General features: G+C 46.3%; 3 protein-coding genes and 1 pseudogene. 1 reads left to right on the forward strand and 3 read right to left on the reverse strand.

Annotation, left to right across the window (positions count from 1 at the left end):
• The coding region (gene cobN, locus IQ257_RS28865; RefSeq protein ID WP_193933446.1) for a cobaltochelatase subunit CobN at positions 1–2500 on the forward strand (2500 nt) is incomplete at its 5' end.
• Positions 2501–2584: 84 nt separating this feature from the next.
• Here the strand turns inward: cobN and IQ257_RS28870 are convergent.
• From IQ257_RS28870 to IQ257_RS28875, 3 genes and pseudogenes are all read right to left on the reverse strand, one after another.
• Entirely contained in the window at positions 2585–2995 is a 411-nt protein-coding gene (locus IQ257_RS28870; RefSeq protein WP_193882360.1) for a tetratricopeptide repeat protein, read from the reverse strand.
• 496 nt (positions 2996–3491) lie between these two features.
• Positions 3492–3614: a hypothetical protein gene (locus tag IQ257_RS30960; RefSeq protein WP_265584629.1), complete on the reverse strand. Its 123-nt coding sequence runs from the start codon at positions 3612–3614 to the stop codon at positions 3492–3494.
• 398 nt (positions 3615–4012) lie between these two features.
• Positions 4013–4255, reverse strand: a pseudogene (locus tag IQ257_RS28875) (IS701 family transposase); the annotation flags it as partial.

Consider the following 4255-nt stretch of genomic DNA (forward strand, 5'->3'; position numbering starts at 1 on the left):
CCCTATTTCTGGTATTCAACTGGGTAACGTATTTGTCGGTATACAACCGTCACGGGGTTATGATATTGACCCAGCACTGAACTATCACGCCCCAGATTTAGAGCCAACTCCTGCGTATCTGGCATTTTACTATTGGTTGCGGCAAAAATTTGGGGCGCAGGCAGTCGTTCATGTGGGTAAACACGGGAATTTGGAGTGGTTGCCTGGTAAGAGCTTGGCGCTGTCAGAGACGTGTTATCCAGAAGTGGCGCTGGGTGCCATGCCTCATCTGTATCCTTTTATTGTCAACGATCCTGGAGAAGGCTCTCAAGCCAAACGCCGTTCCCAAGCGGTGATTATCGACCATCTGACTCCCCCAATGACTCGCGCCGAATTGTACGGTTCTTTACAACAACTTGAAGGATTAATTGATGAGTATTACGAGGCGCAAAGCTTAGACCCTTCCAGGTTATCTGTGCTGCGCGATCGCATTATTCAACTTATCTGTAAAGAAAATCTCGATAAAGAGTGGGGAGTGGGCTTCTGCCGTGAGGCTTCGACGGTGAGCTCAGCCGAACCGCGTCAGCCGAACGGGAGTATAGACAAGGGAGAAGTGTCTAAATCTACAATTCCTACTCATCTTTTAAATCAAATCGATGGGTATCTTTGTGAATTAAAAGAAGCCCAAATTCGAGATGGGTTGCATATCTTTGGGAATTGTCCCCAAGGGCGTCAACTGCGGGATTTGATTGTAGCCATTGCCCGTCACCCTAGCAAAAATCGCCTGGGTTTAACCCGCGCCCTAGCTAAAGATTGGGGATGGGATTTTGACCCTCTTACCACGGATTTGGGATTACCCATTTCAGAGTTTGGATTAGAACCATCTAAAATCCCAACTCTAAACTCTAAAATCAAAACGGTGGGTGATGCGATCGCACAATTAGAACAAAAAGCAGCTACTTTGATAGAATATCTGATCCCCACTCCCGTTCGGATGTTCGGCGAAGCCTCAGTCGAGCCGCTGACGCTCACGGCAAAAGCCCATTCTCCATTCCCTACTCCCTTCATTGGAGATGCCACCCAACAAGAACTTGACTGGATACGCGATCGCTTATTGCCCAGTCTCCAGCAAACTAACCAGGAACTAATCCAACTCCTACGAGGATTGGATGGGCGATATATCCCCAGTGGTGCGGCGGGCGCACCCACCAGAGGACGCCCGGAAGTGCTACCGACGGGGCGCAATTTTTACTCGGTTGATATTCGGGCGATTCCGACAGAAACAGCGTGGGATGTCGGACGTAAGGCAGCGGAAGTGTTAATTGAGCGGTATACTCAGGAAAATGGCGAGTATCCTAAAACCATTGCTCTTTCTGCATGGGGTACGTCTGCCATGCGCACAGGTGGCGATGATATCGCAGAAGCGCTGGCGTTGCTAGGAGTGCAGCCGATTTGGGATAGACCGTCGCGCCGAGTTGTGGACTTTGAAATCCTTACCCTATCAGCGTTGGGGCGTCCTAGAGTGGATGTGACGCTGCGCATTTCTGGCTTCTTCCGGGATGCGTTTCCCAATTTAATTGATTTATTCGATAGTGCGGTGGTAGCGGTAGCAGCACTCGATGAAGCGCCAGAGCAAAATCCGTTAGCAGCGCAAGTGAAACAAGAAGCAGAATTTTGGCTGGAGGCTGGGTTGAGTCGGGAGGAAGCAGAAGTGCGATCGCGTTACCGTATCTTTGGTTCTAAACCAGGGGCTTATGGTGCGGGGTTACAAGGTTTAATCGAAGCTCAAAACTGGAGCGATGAGCAAGACTTGGCTCGGGCTTACATTAATTGGAGCAGTTACGCCTACAGCCGCACTCCTCCGCTCTCCAGCTCCTCCGCTCCCCAGCCCCCCAACTTCCCTGCTTCTACCACAGGGGTAGCAGCACCCGAAGCCTTTGAGCAACGCCTCAAACAGATGCAAGTGGTTTTGCACAATCAGGATAACCGGGAACACGATTTACTTGATTCTGATGACTATTATCAGTTTCAGGGAGGTTTGACAGCAGCAGTACGGGCATTGACAGGGAAGAATCCCCAAACCTATTTCGGCGATAATTCCATCCCTGAAAACCCCAGAGTGCGGCAGTTACGGGAAGAAATTGCGCGGGTGTATCGTTCTCGCGTGGTTAATCCTAAGTGGATTGAGGGGGTGATGCGCCACGGTTATAAGGGGGCGTTTGAGATGGCGGCGACGGTGGATTATTTATTTGCTTATGATGCGACTGCTAATTGTGTAGAGGATTATATGTATCAGGGAGTTGCTGAGGCGTATCTATTTAACCCAAAGGTACAGGAGTTTATCCACCAGAAGAACCCGTGGGCATTGCGGGATATGGCGGAACGGTTACTGGAGGCACACCAGCGATCGCTCTGGCAATCTGTTAGTCAGGAGACTTTAGAGGAATTGAGAGCGATCACACTAGAAGCGGAGGCGACGGTTGAAGCAACAAGTTTCCCTGCTACAGGAAGTAGGGAGTAAGGAGTAGGGGAATTCTAAACACGAACATATCATTAAGTCCCTAGTAAAACCAAGGACTAATGACTAAGAACCAAGGACAAAACTTTAAAATTTCACATTCAACCCTTTGGGAAAATATACCCATTCTTTCAACACTTGCATAAGTTTTGAAAAGATAGATTGCCGCTGAATTCCCAGAGCTTCATTATAGCTGACATAAGCTTGTTTGTAACGACCTAACTGATGCAGGGCTAGTCCTCGGAAAAGTAAAGCCGTGGGATCATTCGGTTGAATTGTCAGGGCTTGTTCAAAACTAGCGAGGGCTTCAGAGTAGCGATTCAAATGAGTCAGCATACCGCCGCGCTTGATCCAAGTGTCGGAATTATCAGGTTGAACAGCTAACATTTGCTCGTAACTGGCAAGGGCTTCGGAATATTGACCTAAACTAGCTAGCCTTTCGCCGTTTTGATACCAAATTTCGTAGTCGTGATTTTGAGACTCTGTACTAAGTGTCATTTTGAATATTTCCTTGAAGTTGAGTGATACTACTCTCTTTGTAAGAGTGAGAGAAAAAAGATAGATTAGGTAAAGTTGCAGCAATCTTGTTTAAAGCTGCGTTGCCTTTTATCCTTCAAAAGCCCAAGGACATTGGCAGGAAGTTATTCTGGAACAGTAGTTTTACTGGGATTGGAACTTCACTATCACTAATGTCGTCAAAGACTCTAGAAAAGGCTTATCTGGTTGACTACTGCTTTTGTGAATTAGCCCTTGTGGGTTGATATCCAGTTGCGCTCAAATTAATGGCTACCTTACTTCCTCAATTGGAAGTGGAGTACCTTTGATGGCAATTGGTATAGAACGATGCACTCAGATATCTTCATTAACCGACTTGATGGCTTAATCTAATGTCAAGGCACCTACTTAAAACAACTGGAGATGCTACCCTTATAAATTTAATATCGTTTCCTATTTCTTCCTCTAGATAAATTTCGGCTATTGCAGCACTACCCTATTACCGATAGGAATGGGGTGATACTGAGCGAGCGGTACTACTGGCACGAAAGGCAGAAGATACCTCGGCAGAACCAGCCACCACTATGCCAAAATCCAATAAAGGTGAGACACTTTCCGTCATTTCCGATAAAATCTGTATAGGATTAGAAAACTCAATTGATGGGGCATTGGTGAATCCACGAATGGATCGGCAATGCCTTTTCGTATATAAAAGTACCTAATTTTTAAGGTTATTGTCTACTAAAATAGTGTTACTTCAATGAATCTTTAGAAATTTGAGGGTTATGTGAAGCTTGTGACTTGTTGGGGGATAGGGTACTGAGATTTAGAATTAATAGCTTTGAATAAAATCCCCCCTACCCCTACTCTATATGCGTGACAAGTTATTTATCTTCCTTAGGCAGCTTGGAACAAGTATGCTTCCACAGGGGACGCTTCTGCACCTTGGACGGTTGAGAGTCAGGCAGAGTTTTCTCCAGCATAAAATAAATCTGAGGGGTAGCGGGACTTAAACAAATATCAACCCCAAATAAAGCCCAAACTGGCTTTATAGGCGACAAATACGTCCCTATTCTCATTCAACCAAGCCATAAAACGACTCGACATCGCTGTACGAAACGCTTCTAAAGCGTCGGCAAAAGTGTTTAAAGGTTTATTCGCCCACCTTCGTCTCAATCCTCCCGTTAAGGTGTGCCATAAAATAAATGTATAGGCACAGAACACCAGAATAAAATGTCTGAGCAAGCTTCTATAATCCCTGAC

This window comes from Coleofasciculus sp. LEGE 07092, assembly GCF_015207375.1.
GTDB lineage: Bacteria > Cyanobacteriota > Cyanobacteriia > Cyanobacteriales > Coleofasciculaceae > LEGE-07092.

Bases quoted from the DNA above. Each gene is read 5' to 3' on its own strand.
- IQ257_RS28870 (WP_193882360.1), bottom strand. From the start codon at position 2,995: ATGACACTTAGTACAGAGTCTCAAAATCACGACTACGAAATTTGGTAT.
- IQ257_RS30960 (WP_265584629.1), bottom strand. From the start codon at position 3,614: ATGACGGAAAGTGTCTCACCTTTATTGGATTTTGGCATAGTGGTGGCT.